General features: G+C 45.7%; 18 protein-coding genes. 15 read left to right on the forward strand and 3 right to left on the reverse strand.

The features are described 5' to 3' along the window. Window positions 1-38 precede the first annotated feature (38 nt). From HCJ54_RS11765 to HCJ54_RS11800, 8 genes are all read left to right on the forward strand, one after another. On the forward strand, window positions 39-227 hold the full coding sequence (locus HCJ54_RS11765) for a hypothetical protein (RefSeq protein ID WP_036066009.1): 189 nt from the start codon (window positions 39-41) through the stop codon (window positions 225-227). A 140-nt stretch (window positions 228-367) separates the two neighbouring features. Further along, window positions 368-1,357, forward strand: coding sequence for a LacI family DNA-binding transcriptional regulator (locus tag HCJ54_RS11770; RefSeq protein WP_187137775.1), 990 nt, complete (start codon window positions 368-370; stop codon window positions 1,355-1,357). A 184-nt stretch (window positions 1,358-1,541) separates the two neighbouring features. Next, the gene (locus HCJ54_RS11775; protein WP_187137776.1) at window positions 1,542-2,822 is read left to right on the forward strand and encodes an ABC transporter substrate-binding protein; all 1,281 of its coding nucleotides are present in this window, start codon (window positions 1,542-1,544) and stop codon (window positions 2,820-2,822) included. Between the two features lie 75 nt (window positions 2,823-2,897). Then, entirely contained in the window at window positions 2,898-3,755 is an 858-nt protein-coding gene (locus HCJ54_RS11780; protein ID WP_036078035.1) for a carbohydrate ABC transporter permease, read from the forward strand. Continuing rightward, window positions 3,752-4,576 (forward strand): carbohydrate ABC transporter permease, encoded by an 825-nt coding sequence (locus HCJ54_RS11785; protein ID WP_052164990.1) that lies wholly within the window; start codon window positions 3,752-3,754, stop codon window positions 4,574-4,576. The genes HCJ54_RS11780 and HCJ54_RS11785 overlap by 4 nt, the downstream gene beginning before the upstream one ends. Before the next feature lie 18 nt (window positions 4,577-4,594). Next, window positions 4,595-6,583: a beta-galactosidase gene (locus tag HCJ54_RS11790; RefSeq protein WP_187137777.1), complete on the forward strand. Its 1,989-nt coding sequence runs from the start codon at window positions 4,595-4,597 to the stop codon at window positions 6,581-6,583. A gap of 15 nt (window positions 6,584-6,598) precedes the next feature. Further along, window positions 6,599-8,815, forward strand: coding sequence for an alpha-galactosidase (locus tag HCJ54_RS11795; RefSeq protein ID WP_187137778.1), 2,217 nt, complete (start codon window positions 6,599-6,601; stop codon window positions 8,813-8,815). A 46-nt stretch (window positions 8,816-8,861) separates the two neighbouring features. After that, window positions 8,862-9,218, forward strand: coding sequence for a DUF805 domain-containing protein (locus HCJ54_RS11800; RefSeq protein WP_187137779.1), 357 nt, complete (start codon window positions 8,862-8,864; stop codon window positions 9,216-9,218). Window positions 9,219-9,253: 35 nt separating this feature from the next. Here HCJ54_RS11800 and HCJ54_RS11805 read toward each other — a convergent pair whose 3' ends face one another. The 3 genes from HCJ54_RS11805 to HCJ54_RS11815 form a co-directional block, all read right to left on the reverse strand. After that, complete coding sequence (locus HCJ54_RS11805; RefSeq protein ID WP_187137780.1) at window positions 9,254-9,619, reverse strand: MerR family transcriptional regulator; 366 nt, start codon at window positions 9,617-9,619, stop codon at window positions 9,254-9,256. A gap of 130 nt (window positions 9,620-9,749) precedes the next feature. Continuing rightward, on the reverse strand, window positions 9,750-10,589 hold the full coding sequence (locus HCJ54_RS11810; RefSeq protein WP_187137781.1) for a hypothetical protein: 840 nt from the start codon (window positions 10,587-10,589) through the stop codon (window positions 9,750-9,752). A 165-nt stretch (window positions 10,590-10,754) separates the two neighbouring features. Then, complete coding sequence (locus tag HCJ54_RS11815; RefSeq protein WP_187137782.1) at window positions 10,755-11,972, reverse strand: RtcB family protein; 1,218 nt, start codon at window positions 11,970-11,972, stop codon at window positions 10,755-10,757. 88 nt (window positions 11,973-12,060) lie between these two features. Here HCJ54_RS11815 and HCJ54_RS11820 point away from each other — a divergent pair, with 88 nt between their 5' ends. From HCJ54_RS11820 to mfd, 7 genes are all read left to right on the forward strand, one after another. Beyond that, entirely contained in the window at window positions 12,061-13,305 is a 1,245-nt protein-coding gene (locus HCJ54_RS11820) for a WYL domain-containing protein (protein WP_187137783.1), read from the forward strand. Continuing rightward, window positions 13,292-14,227: a WCX domain-containing protein gene (locus HCJ54_RS11825; protein WP_187137784.1), complete on the forward strand. Its 936-nt coding sequence runs from the start codon at window positions 13,292-13,294 to the stop codon at window positions 14,225-14,227. The genes HCJ54_RS11820 and HCJ54_RS11825 overlap by 14 nt, the downstream gene beginning before the upstream one ends. Before the next feature lie 92 nt (window positions 14,228-14,319). Further along, window positions 14,320-15,822 carry a phosphohexomutase domain-containing protein gene (locus HCJ54_RS11830; protein ID WP_187137785.1) on the forward strand — a complete coding sequence of 501 codons (1,503 nt, stop codon included), beginning with the start codon at window positions 14,320-14,322 and terminating at the stop codon, window positions 15,820-15,822. A 22-nt stretch (window positions 15,823-15,844) separates the two neighbouring features. Beyond that, entirely contained in the window at window positions 15,845-16,606 is a 762-nt protein-coding gene (locus HCJ54_RS11835) for a tyrosine-protein phosphatase (protein ID WP_187137786.1), read from the forward strand. A gap of 124 nt (window positions 16,607-16,730) precedes the next feature. Further along, on the forward strand, window positions 16,731-17,210 hold the full coding sequence (locus HCJ54_RS11840; RefSeq protein WP_187137787.1) for an ASCH domain-containing protein: 480 nt from the start codon (window positions 16,731-16,733) through the stop codon (window positions 17,208-17,210). Between the two features lie 126 nt (window positions 17,211-17,336). Further along, complete coding sequence (gene pth / locus HCJ54_RS11845; protein WP_187137788.1) at window positions 17,337-17,891, forward strand: aminoacyl-tRNA hydrolase; 555 nt, start codon at window positions 17,337-17,339, stop codon at window positions 17,889-17,891. 68 nt (window positions 17,892-17,959) lie between these two features. Beyond that, the gene (gene mfd / locus HCJ54_RS11850; protein ID WP_187137789.1) at window positions 17,960-21,511 is read left to right on the forward strand and encodes a transcription-repair coupling factor; all 3,552 of its coding nucleotides are present in this window, start codon (window positions 17,960-17,962) and stop codon (window positions 21,509-21,511) included. Window positions 21,512-21,533 lie beyond the last annotated feature (22 nt).

Below are 21,533 nucleotides of genomic sequence, written 5' to 3' on the forward strand. Positions count from 1 at the left end.
TTATTTTAGGTAGGCGCTTTTTAATTGGAGGTGGAGAAATGAGATATATAAAATCACAGATGAAACAACTAGTGAGAGAAGATGTGCGATTACAGCAGAAACTGAAGCAATTGATGGTGGAACATGATTTAGAGAAAAGTTTTGCATTGAAGGCGTTGTATCATGCAGAAGTCGCTGATAGTGGAAAATACATGGAAGCGTATCGCGAATTAGATGATTTAAAATAATTTATTTGGCCCGATTCTATCCCAGAGTCGGGTTTTTAGTAAAACAAATAAAAAAAGTTGGGTATTTTACTGTTTTGTCTGGCGGTTTTTTTACTTTAGCTCTATAATAAGGCTATTAAATACTTTTAAAAGGTGATAAAATGGCGACGATGACAGATATTGCAAAATTGGCCGGGGTTTCGATAGCAACGGTTTCTCGGGTGCTAAATTATGATGAAACGCTCTCTGCTTCGGAAGAAACACGGCGCAAAATTTTTGAAATTGCAGAGAGTTTGGACTATACGAAGCATAAACAGAAATCGACGAAAAAAGTTGGTAAGATTGCGATTGTGCAGTGGAATACGGAAGAGGAAGAGCTTAATGATATTTACTATATGTCGATTCGGATTGGGGCGGAGAATCGTGCGCGGGATCATGGGATTGAGATTTCGACGTTATATGAACTAGGGAAGATTACGTCGGCCACGATTGATGGGATTTTGGCCATCGGAAAATTCACGTGGCAGCAAGTGGAACAGTTGCAGGCGATCCATACAAATATTTGTTTTGTGGATACAGATTATCGGCTGAATAAATATGATTCGGTTGTGATTGATTTCAGGCAGTCGACGCGTGATGTGATTGATTACTTTATTCAAGGGGGGCATACGAACATTGGTTTTATTGGGGCGGAGGAGCGTAGTGAAATAGATGGTGATATGAATGACCCGCGTTCTGTCGCCTATGTTGCGTATATGAAAGAGCGAGGATTGTATGAGAAACGGAATATGTTTGTGGTCGGTGGGCGCTTTGATGTACCATCGGGTTATGAGCAGATGAAGCAAGCGATTCAGCAACTGGGGGACGATTTGCCGACTGCTTTTTTTGTGGCGAATGATCCGATGGCGATCGGTTGTATGCGGGCCCTTGCGGAGCATCATATTCCGGTTCCTGGGCGTGTGAGCCTTGTTGGTTTCAATGATATCAGTGTCTCGCAGTATGTTTCGCCAGCGCTTAGCACGATTCGTGTTTACACCGAGTTCATGGGTGAGGAAGGTATGGACATGTTGTATGAGCGGATGAATGGACGCAAAATTGCCAAGCGCACGATTTTAGAAACGGACTTAATTACAAGAGAGAGTTCCAAATAATAATGTAAAATTCCGATGAGGTCAGGTATTAAGCTGATTTTATCGGTTTTTTGTTGTTTTTAGTAAACAAAAGGTAAAAATAATTGACTTTTAACTAAAAACTTGATATTCTGTTGGAGAAGTACATTAAATCTTTTCACAAACGAATGAAATGTTAGCGATTACAAAAATGGAGGGGTAAGGAATGAAGAAACGTTTTGCGATTTTGTTGATGGTTAGTATGGTAGCCATGCTCGCTTTAACAGCTTGTGGAAGTGGTTCCGAGGATAGCATGAATGAGAACAAGAAAGAATTAACGGCTTGGGCTTGGAATGTGAATGTGAAAGCATTAGAGGAAGCGGCCAAGGAATACGAGAAGGATAATAAGGGGTTCAAGTTAAAGGTTGTCGAAATGAGTAACACGGATGCCTACCAAAAAATTACGACGGGCCTTCAAGCTGGGGGAAAGGGCTTGCCAGATATTCTACTGATTGAGGATGATCAAGTGCAAGGTTACTTAGAAAACTTCCCGAAAGCTTTTGTAAATTTGTCTGATAAAGGATTTGATGATGAGAAAAGTAAATTTCCCGATTATAAAATCAGTCTTTTAAGTAAAAAAGATAAAATCTATGGATTCCCGTTTGATGCTGGTCCGACAGGTGTTTTCTATCGTACGGATATTTTCAAAGAAGCTGGCGTAGATCCTAAAACGATTCAAACGTGGGATGATTACATTGCAGCAGGTAAAACTATTAAGCAAAAAACAGGTAAAGATATGATTGGCATGGACTATAACAATGATGATGGTCAATATCGGATTATGTTGAATACGCTGGGCACGTTCTATTTTGATGATAAAGGGGACATCGCGTTTACGTCGGACGAGTCCGTAAAAGCGATGAGCATGATTCAGAAAATCAAGGATGCTGGCATTTCGAAAAATACGTCTGGCTGGGATCCATGGGTGAGCGCGCTTGCAAATGGAGAAGTTGTGACGGCGCCAACTGGAGCATGGTTCTCAGGTTCGTTGATTCAACAAGCGCCTGATTTAGCTGGTAAATGGAGTGTTTTCCCGATTCCGTCTGTTGAAAAAGGTGGAAGTCATGCGGCCAACAATGGTGGTAGTAATTTCATGATTCCAACAGCGAGTGCGAAATCGGATGAAGCATACAAGTTCTTAAAGTATTTTAGTACTTCCAATGATGTGCAGGAGCTGGCGATGAGCGAAGGTGGGTTATTCCCATCGCTGAATACGGTATATGAAACAGATACGTTCAAAAACGCAGGCGATTACTTCACGCAAGATAATATTTGGCAGTTGTTTGCAGGTCAAATGGACGAAATTAAACCGGCGAATTATACAGGGAATTTCTCTATTGCAAAAGATGAAGCAGTGAAGGCACAATCAAAAGTGCTTGAGGGCGGCGATGTGAAAGATGCATTAGAGGTTGCAAAGAAAAGTTTAGCAAACCGAATTCAACAGTAAAGTAAGCAAGCGTTACAAACAGAGATGGGGAGGGATTGCGGTTCCTTCTCATTGTGTGATAGGAGAATGAGCAATATGAGTAGAAGTAAGGCGTTTCCGTATATTTTTATTTTGCCATCGGTATTATTATTTGTTGTTTTTATTTTGTATCCGATTATTTCGTCGTTTGTGCTTAGTTTCCAGACGAGTGATGGTGGGGAATTGTCGTTTGCGGGCCTAGCGAATTATGAGAGGTTATTGCATGACGAGATCTTTTGGAAAGCTTTGAAAAATACGTTTATTATTTTCATTTTCCAAGTGCCGATTATGTTGTTTTTGGGGCTTGTTTTGGCGACGGTGCTGAACAATAAGTTGCTGAAATGGAAAGGCTTTTTTCGAGTTGGGTTTTATTTGCCGGCGGTGACTTCGTTGGTAGCGTATTCGTTGCTATTTTCGATTATGTTGCAAGATTCGGGATTGATTAATAATCTGTTGTCTTACATAGGGATTGGACCGATTCCTTGGCTGTCTTCGGCGAGTTGGTCGAAGGTGTCGATTATTTTAGCGATGATTTGGCGTTGGACGGGGTACAATATGGTTATTTATTTGGCGGCGTTGCAAAATATTCCAGAAGACACGTATGAGGCGGCGGATATGGATGGCGCTGGGAAAATACGTCAGTTCTTTAGTATTACGATTCCACAGTTGAAACCGGTAATTCTGTTTACGGCGATTCTGTCGACGATTGGGACGTTGCAATTGTTTGACGAGCCTTTCAACTTAACAAAAGGTGGACCGGCGGATTCGACGATGACGCTTGGTTTGTATATTTACCAGAACGGATTTAAGTATTTTGACTTTAGTTACGCGTCGGCGGTTGCGTACGTTGTCGTGATTATCGTTGCGGTGCTGTCCTTTATCCAATTTAAATTTACGGGAGCTGAGAAAAAATGAGTGAGAGAATGATGGGAAGAACGATTGGTAGATATGTGTTGCTCTCGATTTTTATGGTCATTTCGATTTTTCCGTTTTATTGGATGTTGATTGGGGCGACCAACCATTCGAGCAAGATGTTTTCGAAGCCGATTACGCTTTTACCAGGTAAGGAATTTATTACGAATTTGGTGAATTTGAACGACAATATCGGGATTTATCGGGTGTTGTTTAACTCGCTGCTCGTGTCGGGGGCTTATGTGCTTTTGGCACTCGCGATTAGTACGGCCGCGGCTTATGTGCTTGCCAAATTTCGATTCCGTGGCGCGAATTTGATTTTCTTATTGTTTATGCTTTCGATGATGATCCCGTCGCAGGCAACGGTGATTCCGCTGTTTAAATTGATGTCGAATTTTGAGTTGTTGAACACGTACTTTGCGTTGATTGTGCCACAACTTTGCTATCCGTTCGCGATCTTTTTAATGCGGCAAAATTTCATGGCGTTTCCGAGTGAATTGTTGGAGTCGGCGCGATTGGATGGGGCTGGGGAATATCGGATTTTCTTCCAGATTGTGTTGCCGTCGATGAAACCAGCGCTTGCCGCGACGTCGATTTTCTTGTTTATGACGCAGTGGAATAACTTTATGTGGCCGCTCGTTGTGACGACTTCGAGTGAGATGTACACGTTCCCGGTTGCGCTTTCGAGCTTGATGGGCGTGTCGTTTACAGATTATGGACAAGTAATGACGGGGATAACTTTTGCGACGATTCCGATCATTATTTTCTTCTTGATGTTGCAAAAACACTTTATTTCAGGAATGTTGGGTAGTGCGCTCAAGTAATTTTAGGAGGTTATGGGAATGTTGCGTGAACAGCAGAATTTTTATTATGGTGGGGATTATAACCCGGAGCAGTGGGATGAACGGGTTTGGTTAGAGGATATGCGTTTGATGAAGAAGGCGGGCGTGAATTATGTCAGCGTCAATATTTTTAGTTGGGCGAAGTTGCAGCCGAATGAGGAGACGTATGATTTTACGACGCTCGATAAGATTATGAACATGCTTGTGGAAAATGGTATCGGGGCGGATTTGGCGACGGGGACTGCGGCGCCGCCTGCTTGGATTGCGCGGAAGTATCCGGAGTCGTTGCCGATGGATGTGGATGGGACGCGTTTGTTGCCAGGATCGAGACAGCATTATTGTCCGAATAGCGTGGATTATGCGCGTTTGGCGGGGGCGTTGACGCGGAAAGTAGCGGAGCGGTACCATGATCATCCGGCGCTTGTGATGTGGCATATTAATAACGAGTATAGTTGCCATATTGGCGAGTGTTATTGTGAAAAGTGCCAAACTGATTTTCAGGGTTGGTTGAAGGCGAAGTATGGCACGACGGAGCAGTTGAACGTGAGTTGGTCGACAGATTTTTGGAGTCAGCGGTATTATGAATGGGAGGAAATTTTCTTGCCTGGGAAGACGCCGACGTACGCGAACCCGAATCAGCAGGTGGATTTCAAGCGGTTTATGAGTGATTCGTTGCTGGATTTGTATAAAATGGAGCGGGATATTTTGCGGGAGTTTTCGGCGGATGTTCCGATTATGACGAATTTGATGGGGCTGCATAAGCCGATTGATGGTTTTAAATGGGCACCGGAGATGGATTTGGTGTCTTGGGATGCGTATCCTGATCCGCATGACGTGATTCCGTACGCGCAATTTATGGCGCATGATTTGACGCGGAGTTTGAAGAAAAAGCCGTTTTTATTGATGGAGCAGGCGGCGAGTGCGGTGAATTGGCGGAGTCAGAATGGGGTGAAGACTCCGGGTGTGATGCGGTTGTGGAGTTATGAGTCGATTGCGCATGGTGCGGACGGGATCATGTTTTTCCAATGGCGGGCCTCTCAAGGTGGCGCGGAGAAGTTTCATAGTGGTATGGTGCCGCATTCTGGTGATGAGGACAGCCGTAATTTTAGAGAGGTTGCGGAGTTGGGGCAGGAGTTGCGTGGATTGGACGAGCTCGTTGGTTCGGAGTTTGATGCGCAAGTCGCGATTATTTTTGATTGGGAAAATTGGTGGGCGCTTGAGCTTGATTCGAAGCCGTCTGATTTGGTGACGTATATGCGCCAGTTATTGGCTTATTACAAGGTGTTGCATCGGTTGAATGTGCAGGTTGATTTTGTGCATCCGAGTGAGGATTTGACGGGGTATAAAGTGGTGTTTGCGCCAGCGAGTTATCAGGCTTCGCAGGATTTTGCGGCGAAAGTGACGGAATACGTGCAGGCGGGTGGTCATTTTGTGGCGAACTTCTTTAGTGGTATCGTGGACGAGAATGAGCGTGTGTATTTGGGCGGTTATCCGGGTGCGTATCGTGATGTGTTGGGCATTTATGTGGAGGAATTTGCGCCGCTAAAACGTGGGGTGAAGCACGGGATTCAGACGCAGTATGGTGATTTTGATATTGCGGTTTGGGAGGAAGTGATTCATTTGCGTGGCGCGGAGGCGATTGCATCGTTTAAGGACGGGTATATGAAGGATATGCCGGCTGTGACGGTGAACAAGTTTGGTGCGGGAACGGCGTATTATGTCGGGACGCAGCCGGATGCGGGTTATTTGGAGCGCTTGTTGCGAGATTGTCTAGATGCGGCGGATATTGCGCCTGCTTTTGCTGTGCCAGATGGTGTGGAAGTGACGGTGCGCCGCAAAGGGGACGTGACGTATTACTTCTTTTTGAATCACACAGATGTGACGCAAGTTTTCCCGATTGGTGGGACTTTTGCGGAACTGGTTGGCGGCGAAGCGATCGCGGACTTTATGACGTTGCCTGCGCGTGATGTGAAAATTTTAAAAGGATGATGGAGGTGCGCGCAAATGGGAATTTTTTATGATGAGGCGCAGCGGGTGTTTCATTTACGCGGAAAAGATGTGAGCTATGTGCTCGGCGTGGTGCGTGAGGGCTATTTGGCGCATTTGTATTATGGGAAAGGGATTCGTGAATTCGCGGGTTCCAATGGTTTGACGTTCATTAAGCGTGATTTCTCGCCGAGTGTTGGCATTGGGGACGAGACGTTTTCGCTGGATTCGTTGCCGCAGGAGTATCCGCAATATGGCAATACGGATTTTCGGAAACCTGCGTATCAGGTGAAAGGTGCGGATGGGACAACGATTTCGGATTTGCGCTACGATTCCCATCGTATTTTTTCTGGGAAAGTGGGGTTGGACGGCTTACCAGCGACGTATGTAACGGATGATGCTGAAGCCGAAACGCTTGAGATTACGATGATAGACGCGGTGTTGGGACTGCGTGTCATTTTGCAGTATACGGTTTTTGAGGAGGAAAACGTGATTACGCGGTCGGCGCGTTTTGTTAACGACGGACAGGATGCTTTGCAAATTTTGAAGGCGGCGAGCATGGCGGTGGATTTCAAAGATAGTGATTACGATTTGCTGACATTGCCGGGAGCTTGGGGTGCAGAACGGCATGTGGAACGGTTATCGTTGCGGCGCGGGATGCAGAGTGTGGATAGTGTTCGCGGAGGTAGTAGTCATCAGCAAAATCCATTTGTGGCGCTACTTCGGAAGCAGACGACTGAGGAGGCCGGTGAGGTTTACGGTTTCAACTTGGTGTATAGCGGAAACTTTGAGGCGTCTGTTGAGGTGGATCAGTTTACGACGACGCGGGTCATACTTGGTATTCATTCCTTTAATTTTGATTGGAAATTGGAGCAAGGCGCTATTTTTCAGACGCCAGAAGTGGTGATGGTTTACTCGGATTCAGGGCTTGGCGGCATGTCGCGCCAGTACCATCGGTTTTACCAGAAACATTTGTTACGAGGCGCTTACCGTGACAAGACGCGACCTATTTTAGTAAACAATTGGGAAGCGACTTATTTTGACTTCACTGAAGAAAAGATTTTGGACATCGCAAAAGTTGGCGGCAAGCTTGGAATGGAGCTGCTCGTGCTGGATGATGGCTGGTTTGGTAAGCGTAATTCGGATAAATCGTCTCTTGGAGATTGGTTTGTAAATGAGGAAAAACTACCAAACGGCTTGAAAAATCTTGCGGAAAACGTCAATAAACTCGGCATGAAATTCGGTTTATGGTTCGAGCCAGAGATGGTTTCGGTGGACAGTGATCTGTATCGAGAACATCCAGAATGGTGTATTCATGTGCCAAACCGGGCGCGTTCGGAAAGCCGTAACCAGCTAGTTCTCGATTTTTCAAGAGCAGATGTTTGTGCGGAAATGACGCGGCGTATGGCAGCTATTTTGACAGAAGTTCCGGTTGCTTACGTGAAGTGGGACATGAATCGGCATCTAACGGAGGTTGGTTCGGAGCATTTTCCGCGAGAGCGGCAGCAGGAGATTGCTCATCGACACATACTTGGCGTTTATCAGGTCATGGATGCGATTACCACGCGTTTTCCGGAAATTCTTTTTGAAAGTTGTTCTGGTGGTGGCGGTCGTTTTGATCCAGGTATGCTCTATTACATGCCGCAAACGTGGACGAGCGACGATACAGATGCTGTGGAACGCTTGAAAATTCAATACGGTACGAGTCTCGTTTATCCGATTGTAACGATGGGATCGCATGTTTCTAGCGTACCGAATCATCAAGTCGGCCGTATTACTTCCCTTGAAATGCGCGGAAACGTGGCGATGTCGGGGAACCTTGGTTATGAACTCGACCTAACGACATTGACCGACGCTGAGCAAAAAATAGTGAAACGGCAAATTGCAACCTATAAAGAAATTCGGACATTGATCCAATTCGGTGATTTTTACCGCCTAAAAAGCCCTTTTGAAGGAAATGAAACGGCATGGATGTTCGTTGATGCGACTAAATCGGAAGCTTATGTTTTCTATTTTCAGGTGTTAGCGACGCCGGCGAAACCGCTGAAATCTATCCGATTGACCGGATTGGACGAAGCGGCGGACTACGAATTAATTGGAACAGAGCAAGTTTTCGGCGGAGATGAACTAATGTACGCGGGAGTCAAGATTCCAACCGCACTCATTGGCGATTTCCAAACGGTCCGTTGGCATTTTAAATTGAAAAATAGCAAAAATTACCCAAATGTATACTGAACTATGGTAGAATGAATCCTAGTAAACAAAAAAGGAGAGTTTTAAAATGGGATTTTCAGAAGCATTTAAGGCCTTTTGGGGAAATTATGTTAATTTCAGTGGAAGAGCAAGCCGTTCCGAGTATTGGTTTGCACAGTTAGCACTATGGATTATTTTCTTTGTATTGGGCATTTTTAGTTATGCAAGTGAGTTTATTTATTACGTGGACGGGCTTTTGGGGGTGATCGTCATTATTCCAATGCTGAGTCTTGCCATTCGCCGTTTGCACGATACAAACAAGCGTGGCTGGTTCATTTTATTGGGACTAATTCCACTCGTTGGTTGGATCATCATGCTCGTTTTTTACTGTACAGCAGGGGATCGTGGGCCTAACCGTTTTGGCGAAGATCCGTTAGCGAAATAACACGAAAAAGTTGAGCCTGTGGAAGCTCAACTTTTTTATTTTGTCGTAGAAGCTATGATTTTCTCATAATTCTCGATTTTATATTGTAATTCGCTTTCCACACTCGTCAAACGCTCGAGTTGCTTCTGGATCAAAACTTGATGATTTTGCAATAATTCTAATCGTTGTCTTGTCGTATGCTCGCCTTCCAAAAATAATTCGGTATACTCGCGAATTTTGGCAATCGGCATCTGTGTTGCTTTCAGACGAATCACAAAACGGAGCCACTGAATGTGTTGCTCATCAAACGTTCGCTCACCATTCGCATTTCGCAGAGGCGTGATAATTTTTTCTTTTTCATAATAGCGTAATGTGTAGGTACTTAGTCCAACCAATTTTGCAGTTTCTCCAATTGAATACATCTTGTTCCTCCTAAATATTTACTATACAGTCTATACTTGCGACTATATCATAAATACTGAGCGAAGGCTATTTAGGGGAATGTATACGACAAAGGCTAGTTCTGCCACGATCACGGAACTAGCCTTTTAGTCATTCAAATTTGCATTTGGTTAAGCCTCTCGATTGTGCATCGGACAAGGTGACTTGTGTTTCTCCGTTGGAATTGTTAAGACCCCGGCAATTTTGATTGAAGTGATACCGTTTTCCAGTCGCGGTAATGTACACCATTTTGCCTTGATTATCGGCAGGCTGTTGTTCGGTTGCGGCTTGCCTGCGCTGTTCGGCTTCTTTTTGCGCAGCGGCTTGTTGGTCTGCTATACGTTTTGCCTCTGCTTTTCGATTTTCCTCGGCAATTCGCGCATCTTCCACACGTTTCGCTTTCGCAGCTTCTGTAGCAAGGCGTTCTTGTTCTTTCTTCTCGGCCTCGATACGCTTGGCTTCTGCGACTTGTTTCTCTTGTTCGATCTTGGCAAGTTTGGCTTTGTAAGCGGGATTAGCTTGGTATGTAATATTTTTCGTTTCGTTTTGGCTCTTCCAAGTGGTCGTCAGTGTTGCCGTCCCGTCATTCGGTACCTCTGTCAGCGCGAATGAAAAATTCCCTTTGGCATCGGATGTGGTCGTCTGATTTGGCTGCCCAGTTGCTACAAGCGTTAATTCCGCAGTAGGTTTTGTTTTTCCAGAAATGGTGACGGTTCCATTTTCGTCCGATTGAAAAGTACCCTCAGATTTAATACTAAGTTTTGGTGCTTTTTCTTGTGTAGCTGTAGGCTCTTCTTTCGTAAGCTCGTCATCACTTGCGCTACAGCCAGCCAGAATAATAGCAACCATTCCAATGGCTAAAAATAAGGGCATCCCTTTTTTGAAACTGGTCTTCTTCGCAAAAAACGTTAATATGCCAAGAAAAATGAAAATGAAAACTAATTCTATCATTTTTTATCTACCTCCCTATATATGTAAGTATACAGGATCACATAATAAATGCAATATTTGGATGTTCTTCCTGGTTCCATTCGATCTGCTGAAATAAGATAGGACGCAAAAATAGTAGGCAGGAAACGCCAAGCTTAGCGAGGTTCTTGTCTACTATTTTTTGTATTATCCTTTGACGACGCCGAGTGTTGTCAGTTTCTTGATGGTTTCGACGAGATCGGTTTGGTTTTGCATGACTTCGTCGATATTTTTATAGGCAAAGCGGCTTTCTTCGGCGACATCTTGGAGGTTTTTCTTGCCGATACTGATGTTATGCTCGTTCAGGTCTTGCAACACTTCCTCCATCGGAAAATTGCTTTTGGCGCGTGTTCTGGAGAAGCTTCGTCCGGCGCCGTGCGAGGAGGAGTGGAAACTTTCGGGGTTTCCGAGGCCGCGAACGAGATAGCTTGTTGCTCCCATCGCGCCGGGGATGATGCCGAGTTCGCCAGCTCGCGCACGCGTGGCGCCTTTGCGGTGAACCCAGACGTTTTCGCCATAATGATTTTCAAAGGAGGCGTAGTTGTGATGGCAATTGATTTTGTCGGTGAATTGCGGCGTACGTCCGAGTTTTTTGTTGCTGTGCTTGGTGAAGATGGTCATCGTGGCTTCAAGCATAGCTTCGCGGTTCTCATAAGCGTAGTCGAGTGCGAGATTCATCCATTCGATGTAGGCTTTTCCTTCTGGTGAATTGGTTGGCAAGAAGGCGAGCTTGTTTTGTTCGGGTGTGTCGCTATACCATTGTTTGTTCAACGTGACGGCGATTTTTTGAAAAGTTTGGCAAATTTGAGCGCCGAGATGGCGACTTCCAGAATGGAGCATAATGCCGAGATAGCCGTTTTCGTCTTTTTGAAATTCGATGAAATGGTTGCCGCCGCCGAGTGTGCCGACCTGATAGTAGGCGTTTTCTAGTAGTTCCACTGCGTTGGATAGTAGTTCATAGTGGTCTTTTTGCGCTAGGGCCATGTCGATGACGGCGGAGTTCTGCGGCGCGCGGTGACGGGCTTTGCCAACGGGAACCGTGAAAAGTGTCTCGTTAACGATGCTTTGGATGAAGTTCTTGGTGAGTTCGCTTTCATGGATATCGGTTTGGACGTAACACATTCCGCATCCGATATCCATTCCAACGGCATACGGGACGATCGTGTTTTTGGTGGCGAGAACCCCGCCAATCGGCATGCCTGCGCCGAGATGGGTGTCAGGCATGAGTGCTAGCCATTTGAAGACGAACGGGAGGTTGGCGATCGCTTTTGCTTGATCGAAGCACCCGTCTTCTATTGCTGATTGGTCGGAAAGCCAGATTTTGATTGGTTTTGCTGTTTCGTTTTTTTCATAGTAAGTGAACATTGTAATTTCCTCGTTTCTAGTTTATGGTCTTAGTATAGAGGATTCGGATGGGTTTATCTTATAAAAAAAGGTGCGAACGGAGGACACGATGGCAAAGTCATTTAATGAATTGGTGAAAAATTTTGCGGTGCTGCGAAATTATGTTCGGGAATTTTATGTGTATGGATTTAAGCAACGGGAGGATTTTACGGAAAAAAGTGGACGAAGTTATGATAATGTGCGGCGACGAGTGGAGAGTTATTTGCGGGAGTACGTGGATGTGGAGCAACAGGCGAGTGGCAGGGCGTTACGATTGTTCATCGATCCGAATGAGATTACGGAAAATCCGATGTTCGCGGTATGGCAGGCGAAGAGTTTTACGAAGAACGATATTTTTCTGCATTTTGTGTTGATGGATCTTTTTCAGGAAGGCGTGTCATTGTCGGTGAATCAGGTGTTGGCGCGGATAGATGAGGAGTATTTCGTGCATTTTCAGGATGGGTTTCTGGTGGAAGCGCTAACGTTGCGAAAAAAATTGGCGGAGTATGTGGAGCTGGGTGTGTTGCGACGGGAAGCGTGTGGGCGTGCGGTTTATTTTTCGCGTGTGCCGTGTGTGGTGTTGGGGCGCCGGATGAAGCAAGCGGTGCAGTTTTTTAAGGAAATGGCGCCGCTCGGGGTGTTGGGCCATTATTTGTTGCAACAGGAGACGGTACGGGAATCGGTGTTTAGTTATAAGCATTATTTCGTGATGCATACGCTGGAGGAGCAGGTTTTCTTGGATTTGTTGCTGGCGATTCGGGAGGAGCGCTGGGTCGTGATGGCGCGATTTGGTCGGAAACGGGAATTGCGATTTTTGCCGATAAAATTGCTTACGAGTGCGCAGTCGGGACGGCAATATGTTGTTGGGAAATCGAAGCGGGGTCAGTTTTTTGCGTTTCATCGGTTGGATCAGATAGAACGTGTGGTGTTGGCGGAGGTCGCGACGGATTTCGGGATGGAAAAGGAGCATTTTGATGAGGTGCGTAAATTCATGTGGAGCGCGGGATTTGATCGGCGTGTGGTACATGAGTTGCGTGTGACGCTTGCCATTGATGAGGAACGGGAAGCGTATTTGTTGGAGCGGATTCGAATGGAGGGGCGGCATGGGACGCTGACACGTGTGACTCGGGAGCGGTTCGTGTTCGCGATTTCGACGTATGATTTGAATGGGATGAAGCCGTTTTTGCGGACATTTGTGGGGCGGATTATAGCTCTTGATTCGGGAGATTTGACTTGGGAACGGCAATTTTACGCGGAGCTTGCGGACATGTATCGGCTCTATTTTGAGGAGGGGACGACGGTTGGAGATATTTAATGAGATGTATGGGACGTATTATCGTGTGGTACTGGAAATCTTATCGCAAAAGCGCGGATTGACGAAGCAGGACTGTGCGGAGATTGTGCGGGAACTTGGATTTGATGAGAGTGGCTTGCATTTGTTGCCGCAGCTGACGGAGAATTGGCATCTGTTGGTGGAGAGGTCTGATGAGGCGGTGTATGATTCGATTTTGAAGCGGAATTGGTTGCCGGTGCAAGGGTCTCTTTTGAAACGGTGGTTGAAGACGGTTTTGCGGGATCCGCGGATGGGTTTGTTTTTGACGGATGATGTGCTTGCGGAGTTGGAGCGGGAACTGGTGGACTATGATGTGCTGTTTGATGTGGATACGATTTGGTGTTTTGATGGGTTTTTGGGAGGGGATATGTATTTGGAGCCGGGGTATCGGACGCGGTTTGGTGTTGTATTGGATGCGCTTTATGGGAAGCGGGAGTTGGAACTGGTGTATCAGGTGCAGGAAGGTAGGGTGTTGACGGGGACGTTTTTGCCGGTGCGTTTGGAGTTTTCGCAGAAGAATGATAAGTTTCGCTTGCTTTGTTTTCGGAAGGCGGATTTAATGCCGTTTACACTGAACATGGCGAAGCTTGCGGAGGTGCGGATGGGTGCGCAGATCGAGGGTGAATTGCCGGAACATAAGGCGGAGATGGTGATTGTGAAGTGTCATGTGGTGGATCATCGGAATGCGGTGGACCGAGCGATGATTCATTTTGCGGATTATAAGAAGAAAGCGTTTCGGACGGCGCGCGCAAATGTGTTTGAAATCGAGATTTATTGTCCTCGTGGTGATTTGACGGAGCTCGTGATTCAGCTTTTGTCTTTCGGGCCGATGGTGCAGGTTTTGGAGCCGGTGAGCGTGGTTGCGGAGATGAAGCGGCGATTGGCACGGCAGTTAGAATTTTAAAACGTGAATGAGAAGGAATATACGTCGCTATCGGGCTTGTTTTTTGATACAATGAACGAAAGAATATACATAGAAATTGGAGGAATGGGATTATGGCTTTGAAAGATTTGCAGAATGGCTCGGATATTAGAGGAATTGCGATTGAAACAGACAAACACGATGTGACGTTGACGGATGAGTATGTGAGTGCGATTGCGATTGGTTTTGCTGCATGGTTACGGCATGTAAAAAAAGCTGGAGAACGGGTTTCTGTTGCGATTGGGCATGATAGTCGCTTGTCTGCTGGGCGGATCAAAGATGTGTTGACGGCAAGCTTGACGCGGTCAGGAATCGATGTGGTTGATGTTGGTTTGGCGACGACGCCGGCAATGTTTATGGCAACACAATATGATGGCTACACGTGTGATGCGGCGATAATGATTACGGCGAGCCATCTTCCTTATTTCTACAATGGCTTGAAATTGTTCACGCGTGATGGTGGCGCGGAGCATGAGGACATTGATTTTATTATGGAAAATGCGGACGCGGTTGTCGTGGCTAAAACGGTGGGAACGGTGACGCAAAAACCGTTATTGCAAAAATATGCAGCGGACTTGGTGGATAAAATTCGCGCAGGAATTCAAGATGTGACGGATTTTGAGAACCCGCTTGCGGGAAGCCACATTGTGGTGGATGCGGGGAACGGTGCTGGTGGTTTTTTTGCGACGGAAGTGTTGGCAAAACTAGGTGCGGATGTTACGGGAAGCCAATTTTTAGAGCCTGATGGACGTTTCCCCAATCATATTCCGAATCCTGATAATAATGAGGCAATGGCGAGCTTGAAGGAAGCGGTATTGGCGAATAAGGCTGATTTGGGCGTTATTTTTGATACGGATGTGGACCGGGCGGCGATTGTGGATCGTGATGGTGAAAGCTTGAATCGGAACCCGCTGATTGCAGTGATTTCGGCGATTGTTCTAGAGGAGTATCCTGGGACGACGATTGTAACGGATTCGACTACTTCGACGCATCTGGAGAAATTTATCGCGGATCTTGGTGGGAAACAACACCGATTTAAGCGCGGCTATCGAAATGTGATCAATGAGGCGATTCGTTTGAACGACACGGGGACTCCGAGTGAACTTGCCATTGAGGTTAGTGGTCATGCGGCGTTGAAAGAGAATTATTTTCTAGATGATGGGGCGTATTTGATCGCTAAAATCTTGATGCGTTATGCGAAATTGCGCAAAGAAGGTAAGGATTTGGCTGATTTGACGCGGGATTTGAAAGTTCCGGCGGACAATGACGAGATTCGTTTATCGATTTTGGCAAGTAATTTTAAGGTGTATGGGTTGGCGGCTTTGGAAGATTTCAAAGGGTTTGTGGCTAAAACGGACGGCTTGGAATTGGAGCCTGTAAACCAAGAGGGCGTAAGGATTAACACGAGTGGCGCGTTCGGAAATGGTTGGTTTTTGTTACGTATGAGTTTACATGAGCCGGTTATGCCAGTAAACTTAGAGAGTGATGAAGTAGGCGGTGTAGAAAAAATCAAAGCGGTATTAGAGGAATTCTTCGCGGGCTATGCAGAGATCGATAGCACGAGCCTGAAAAAATAAGCCAATAGAAGGAATGAGAAGCATGATTGATATACATTGTCACATCTTGAATAATTTGGATGATGGACCAAAAACAGAAACGGCGAGTCTGGCCATGGCGCAACAAGCAATTGCAGAGGGTTTCACGGATATCATTGCAACGCCACATCATTTGAAAGGCGATTATTTTAATCTGCGACCTTCTGTAGCGGAGCATGTAGCTGAGTTGAACGAGGCGATTAAAGATAACGGAATGGAACTACAAGTGCACGTTGGGCAAGAAGTGCGTTTGCATGGCGAAATTATTGAAGGGTTGAAAAATGGGGATTTGGCGTCTCTTGCGGGAAGCCGTTATGTGTTGATTGAGTTTCCGACGCAGAGCATTCCAGTGTTTACAGAGCAATTATTTTATGATTTGCAGATGGCGGGATATGTGCCGGTGATTGCGCATCCAGAGCGGAATTTTGAGATTATGGAAAATCCGGAGCGGTTGTATGAATTTGTGTCGCACGGTGCTTTGGCGCAACTTACTTGGTCGAGTTTGGACGGGAAGTTTGGGAAGAAGTCGAAGAAGTCGAGTGAGATTTTGCTTGAAAATCAGCTGGTACATTTTTTGGCGACAGATGCGCATGATACGGTTCGCAGACCGCTTTTGCATAAGGAAATTGAGCAGCGATTGGTGAAAAAAGTTGGATCGCGATACGTTGAGTATTTAAAAGGCAATGGAGCAAATGTACTGCAGAACGAGATAATTCTTGCGGAAGATTATACAGCGCCTTCAAGTAAGCGATTTTTCTTGTTTTAACAGCTCATAAAACCAAAACGGGCATGAACAGCGCTAAATAATGTTCATGCCACTTTTGAATGTTTTTTCTTATTTTTGAGGTAGTCTATTCAGATGGGGTTTCATTTTAGGAGGAATGTGAGATATGGTGTTAGAAAATGTTAAGGCGTATTGGGGAGCTTATGCCGTAGCTAACGGGTTAGACCGCAATGTTCCGCCAGCATGGATGTTTGGCGATGGTTCCCAAGAGATGGGAGACAGGCTAGGAAGTCTTGTTGTACAAGGGATTAAGACGGGTACTTGTGCGGCGCATTGTGTTTTTGAATTAGAAAATGAGCCGATTCCGGAGGTAAATACATATGAGATTGTGCTGGATGGTAGCAATGAGCCATTAGCGATTATTAAGTATACAGAGATCGATCTGGTGAAAATGAACGAAGTCACACACGATTTCGCGAGATCAGAAGGTGAAGGCGATTTGAGCTATGAATACTGGTATACAGGGCATAAAAAGTTTTTCACATGGGAACTTGGTCAGTATGGCCGCGCTTTTACGGACGATTTATTACTGGTCTGTCAAACATTTGAAGTGATGGATATTTACCGAGAGCGGGAAAGTCTGTGAAGCATCTCAAAAAACAAATGACATCCCTTTCTTACATCGCCAAATCATGGTATAATCAAACGAAACGTATAGTTGCGAACAACCATTTCATCCGTGAAGTGGTTTAAGTTGTTGAGGAGAGTCGTTATGAAGATGATAGTTGGACTCGGAAATCCGGGTAAGAAATATGAACGTACGAGGCATAATGTCGGCTTTATGGTCGTCGATGAGCTTAGTTTTAGATATCAAACGCCTTGGAAGAAGTCGAAATTTAATGGGATGACGAGCAGTATCGTCGTGAATGGCGAGAAAATGTTACTCGTGAAACCGTTAACTTTTATGAATCTTTCGGGGGAATGTGTACGTCCCTTAATGGATTATTATGATATGTCAGTGGACGACGTGATGATTATTTATGATGATTTGGACTTACCTACTGGGAAAATTAGACTTAGACAAAAGGGTAGCGCTGGTGGTCATAATGGGATGAAATCATTGATTCAGCATTTGAAAACGCAGGAATTTAACAGGATTCGTGTTGGTGTGGATCGGCCTGCGAACGGTGATATTATTAATTATGTGCTTGGTGATTTTCCAAAAGCAGAGCAAGCGGATATTATCGACGCAATCAAGAAGAGTGCGGATGCCGTGGAAGCTTGGTCGAATAAAGGTTTTGCAGAGGTTATGAATCAATTTAACTAGTGATTAGCAGCCGGATTATTTCGGCGAGAAATTTAGATGGAATATTCAAAAAAAGGAGGCCTTTTAGTGTGAAGGGATTACAACAGCTTGTCTATGAACAAAAAGATATTCGTGGCGTTATCAAAGAATTGGATGAAAAGGGAAAATCGCAATTAGTAACGGGGCTTTCGGGTTCAAGTCGAGCGTTATTTGCCAGTGTTATGGAGGGTGGGACGCAGCGACCAGTTATTTTTGTGACGCATAATTTATATCATGCTCAGAAATTATACGATGATTTGTCGGCTTTGGTGGACAGTGATCGTCTTTACTTATATCCTGCCGATGAGTTGATTTCGTCGGAACTTAGTATCTCAAGCCCAGAACTTCGAGGGCAACGCGTGGAGGTACTACAATTTCTGTTGTCTCGAAAACCGGGAATCGTGATTGTACCTGTTTCTGGGATGCGCAAAATTTTGCCGCCGGTTTCGATTTGGGAGAAGTATAATATTTCGTTGATTCAAGGTGCGGAGATTGATCCAGAGGGATTGCAGCAACAATTGGTGACAATGGGGTATTCAAGAAGTGATATGGTTAACACGCCGGGAGAGTTTAGTATTCGCGGCGGTATTATCGATATTTATCCGATCACGGAGGAGCACCCGATTCGGATGGAGTTATTCGATACGGAAGTGGAGTCGTTACGCTTTTTTGATGTGGATACGCAGCGTTCGATTGAGACGGTGGAGGAATTCCGCTTGGTGCCTGCGACGGAGATTTTGCTGGAGCCGGCGTTTTTCCCGGATTTGGTGACGCGGATTGAGAAAAAATTGGCGCAGACGCTGAAACAGATGGCGGGTGAGAAGGAAAAGCAACAGCTGGTGGAAAACTTAGAAGAGGATTTGGAGTTGCTTCGTGACGGCCAAAAACCGGACATGTTTTTCAAGTATATCGGGATGTGTTATCCTGATCCGGCTTCGTTGCTGGATTATGTGCCGCAAAACTCGATTTTGTTATTTGATGAATTTGCGCGGATTCAAGAGACGGATGAGCGTTTAGAAAAAGAGGAAGCGGAATGGCAAACGGAGACGCTAGAACGGTTGGAGACGGTCCGTGATACGAAGATGAGCCACAATTTCCGAGCGCTACTGGAAACGGATCGCTTGTCGCGGATTTATTTGTCGTTGTTCCAAAAGACGCCGAACAGTGTGCGGATTGCGAAGATGACGAACATTGTTTATAAGCAAATGCAGCAATTCCATGGTCAGATGAGTGTTTTGAAAACGGAGATGGATAGCTGGTCGAAAAATAATTATGCGGTCGTAATTTTGGCGCCGTCTATTGATCGTGCGGAGAAAATGAAGCAGACGCTCGCGGATTATGAGATGGAAAGCGTGATTTTAAAGGATGAGTCGGAGGTTCCGAAATTTGGCCAGACGCAATTTGCGCTTGGTAGTTTTCAGAATGGGTTTGAGTTGCCGCTTGCCAAGGTTGTTTTTATCAGTGAGACGGAACTTTTTAATAATAAGAAGCAGCAGAAGCCGAAGAAGCGGCAGAAACTGTCGAATGCGGAGCGGATTCAGAGTTATTCGGAGCTGAAGGTTGGCGATTATGTGGTTCATGTGAATCACGGGATTGCGCGTTATGTCGGGATGGAGACGCTGGATATTAACGGGGTTCATAAGGATTACTTATTATTGATGTACCAAGGCGATGATAAGTTATTTATCCCGGTGGAGCAACTGGAGCTCGTGCAAAAATATGTTGGTTCAGAAGGCAAAGCGCCGAAGTTGAACAAGCTTGGTGGCGCGGAGTGGAAGCGTGTGAAGACGCGGGTTCAGGCTTCTGTGCAGGATATTGCGGATGATTTGATTAAATTGTACGCGGAACGTGAGGCGGAGCGCGGTTATGGCTACAGCCCTGACGGTGAAATGATGCGTGAGTTTGAAGATGCGTTTCCGTACCAGGCGACGGAGGATCAGTTGCGTTCGATTATGGAAATTAAGAAGGATATGGAACGCGAACGGCCAATGGATCGCTTGCTTGTCGGGGACGTTGGTTATGGGAAAACAGAGGTTGCCTTGCGTGCGGCGTTTAAGGCGATGATGGACGGGAAACAGGTCGCATTCCTCGTGCCGACAACGATTCTGGCGCAGCAGCATTACGAAACGATGAAGGAGCGGTTTCAAGGATTTCCGATTGAGGTTGGATTGCTGAGCCGATTCCGAACGCGTAAGCAGCAAAATGAGACGCTAAAAGGCTTGAAGTCGGGACACGTGGATATTGTGGTCGGGACGCATCGCCTGCTTTCGAAAGATGTGGAATATCACGATTTAGGATTCCTTGTCATCGATGAGGAGCAACGGTTTGGCGTGACGCATAAGGAGAAAATTAAGCATATCCGTTCGAAAATTGATGTGTTGACGCTTACCGCCACGCCGATTCCGCGGACACTGCATATGTCGATGCTTGGCGTGCGTGATTTGTCGGTCATTGAGACGCCTCCTGCGAACCGTTTCCCAGTGCAAACCTATGTGGTGGAGCAAAATAATGTGTTGATTCGAGAAGCGATTGAGCGGGAGCTGGCGCGTGATGGACAAGTTTTCTTCCTGCATAACCGGGTGGATTCCATTTTGCAAAAAGCGGATGAGATCAAGATGCTTGTGCCAGACGCGCGTGTTGCGGTGGCGCACGGTCAAATGACGGAGACGGAGCTTGAGTCAGTGATTTTGAGTTTCCTTGAGGGCGAATACGATGTGCTAGTAACGACGACGATTATTGAAACCGGCGTGGATATTCCAAATGTGAATACGTTATTCGTTCAAAATGCAGATCACATGGGGCTTTCTCAGCTCTATCAATTGCGCGGTCGTGTTGGTCGGTGGAACCGGATTGCTTACGCCTACTTTATGTATCAAAAAGATAAAATCCTGCGGGAAGAGGCGGAGAAGCGTTTGCAGGCGATCAAAGAGTTCACGGAGCTCGGTTCTGGATTTAAGATCGCTATGCGTGATTTGTCGATTCGTGGCGCTGGTAATATTTTAGGATCGCAGCAACACGGTTTCATCGATTCTGTCGGCTTTGATTTGTATTCGCAGATGCTGCAAGAAGCGATTGCGGCGCGGCAGCCTAAGGAAGCGCATGAGCGGGTCGTTCCTGTGGAAATTGATATTACGGTGGATGCGTATATTCCGGAGCACTATATTCAAGATGGACGTCAAAAAATTGAGATGTACAAACGTTTCCGGACGGTGCTTGATATGGAGGATTTGGAAGAATTGCGTTCTGACATGACGGATCGCTTTGGTGAATATCCGGAGCAGGTGGAATATTTATTCACGATTACCGAATTAAAAGTGTATGCGATGCGGGTTGGAATTGAGTCGGTGAAACAAGAAGCGACGAAGGTTACGATTCTTTTCTCGGAAGATGGTACGCAAAATATGCGTGGCGACATGGTGATGCAGGTCATCGGTGAGTACGGTCGCCAGATTGGTGTAGGCATGGACGGTCAACAGTTGAAGATTACTGTAAATGTTGGTGCCAAGCCACTGCAAGAATGGCTGTATGAGCTGAAAACATTGACTGACAAATTATCAGAAGCGAAAAAAGAAACCGTGGAATCACAATCAGAATTAAGATAATTAAAGAAGGCGGTGACGCAAG

This window comes from Listeria grandensis, assembly GCF_014322885.1.
Lineage (GTDB): Bacteria > Bacillota > Bacilli > Lactobacillales > Listeriaceae > Listeria_A > Listeria_A grandensis.

Coding starts and splice junctions, on each gene's coding strand:
- HCJ54_RS11765 (WP_036066009.1), top strand. CDS start 39: ATGAGATATATAAAATCACAGATGAAACAACTAGTGAGAGAAGATGTG.
- HCJ54_RS11770 (WP_187137775.1), top strand. CDS start 368: ATGGCGACGATGACAGATATTGCAAAATTGGCCGGGGTTTCGATAGCA.
- HCJ54_RS11775 (WP_187137776.1), top strand. CDS start 1,542: ATGAAGAAACGTTTTGCGATTTTGTTGATGGTTAGTATGGTAGCCATG.
- HCJ54_RS11780 (WP_036078035.1), top strand. CDS start 2,898: ATGAGTAGAAGTAAGGCGTTTCCGTATATTTTTATTTTGCCATCGGTA.
- HCJ54_RS11785 (WP_052164990.1), top strand. CDS start 3,752: ATGAGTGAGAGAATGATGGGAAGAACGATTGGTAGATATGTGTTGCTC.
- HCJ54_RS11790 (WP_187137777.1), top strand. CDS start 4,595: ATGTTGCGTGAACAGCAGAATTTTTATTATGGTGGGGATTATAACCCG.
- HCJ54_RS11795 (WP_187137778.1), top strand. CDS start 6,599: ATGGGAATTTTTTATGATGAGGCGCAGCGGGTGTTTCATTTACGCGGA.
- HCJ54_RS11800 (WP_187137779.1), top strand. CDS start 8,862: ATGGGATTTTCAGAAGCATTTAAGGCCTTTTGGGGAAATTATGTTAAT.
- HCJ54_RS11805 (WP_187137780.1), bottom strand. CDS start 9,619: ATGTATTCAATTGGAGAAACTGCAAAATTGGTTGGACTAAGTACCTAC.
- HCJ54_RS11810 (WP_187137781.1), bottom strand. CDS start 10,589: ATGATAGAATTAGTTTTCATTTTCATTTTTCTTGGCATATTAACGTTT.
- HCJ54_RS11815 (WP_187137782.1), bottom strand. CDS start 11,972: ATGTTCACTTACTATGAAAAAAACGAAACAGCAAAACCAATCAAAATC.
- HCJ54_RS11820 (WP_187137783.1), top strand. CDS start 12,061: ATGGCAAAGTCATTTAATGAATTGGTGAAAAATTTTGCGGTGCTGCGA.
- HCJ54_RS11830 (WP_187137785.1), top strand. CDS start 14,320: ATGGCTTTGAAAGATTTGCAGAATGGCTCGGATATTAGAGGAATTGCG.
- HCJ54_RS11835 (WP_187137786.1), top strand. CDS start 15,845: ATGATTGATATACATTGTCACATCTTGAATAATTTGGATGATGGACCA.
- HCJ54_RS11840 (WP_187137787.1), top strand. CDS start 16,731: ATGGTGTTAGAAAATGTTAAGGCGTATTGGGGAGCTTATGCCGTAGCT.
- pth (WP_187137788.1), top strand. CDS start 17,337: ATGAAGATGATAGTTGGACTCGGAAATCCGGGTAAGAAATATGAACGT.